The sequence below is a fragment of the Rhizobium sp. 18055 genome (assembly GCF_902706285.1).
Classification (GTDB): Bacteria; Pseudomonadota; Alphaproteobacteria; order Rhizobiales; family Rhizobiaceae; genus Rhizobium.
The window spans coordinates 1-428 of record NZ_CACSKD010000333.1 but is presented as its reverse complement, the minus strand read 5'-3'; the positions used below and the strand labels follow the sequence as shown (position 1 = coordinate 428).

At 71.0% G+C, this 428-nt stretch carries 1 protein-coding gene; it reads left to right on the top strand.

What is annotated here, in order from left to right; all coding sequences use genetic code 11:
• A partial coding sequence (locus GVL52_RS32260; RefSeq protein WP_244619350.1) for an aldolase/citrate lyase family protein occupies positions 1 to 428 on the top strand: 428 nt, incomplete at both ends.

Sequence of the window (428 nt, the reverse complement as noted above, 5' to 3'; positions counted from 1 at the left end):
GGTGCACACGGTCGATCATCCTGCCTTCGCGCACGACGTCGCCACCATCGCGGGCGAGGCCGGGCACCGGCTGTCCCACCTCATGGTGCCGAAGGTCGAATCCGTGGACGACGTGCTGCGCGCCGAGCGTGCCGTGAACGCCGCGGGTGCCACGGCGCTACCGCTGCACGTGCTCATCGAGTCGCCGGCTGCCGTGCACCGGGCCTTCGAGATCGCGGCCCATCCGCGCGTGGAGTCGATCAGCTTCGGCCTCATGGATTTCGTCTCCGCGCACGGCGGGGCGATCCCCGCGAGCGCCATGGGCGTGCAGGGCCAGTTCGAGCATCCGCTCGTGGTGCGCGCCAAGCTCGAGATCGCGGCCGCCTGCCATGCCCACGGCAAGGTGCCCTCGCACTGCGTGGTGACCGAGTTCAGCGATGCCGCGGCAC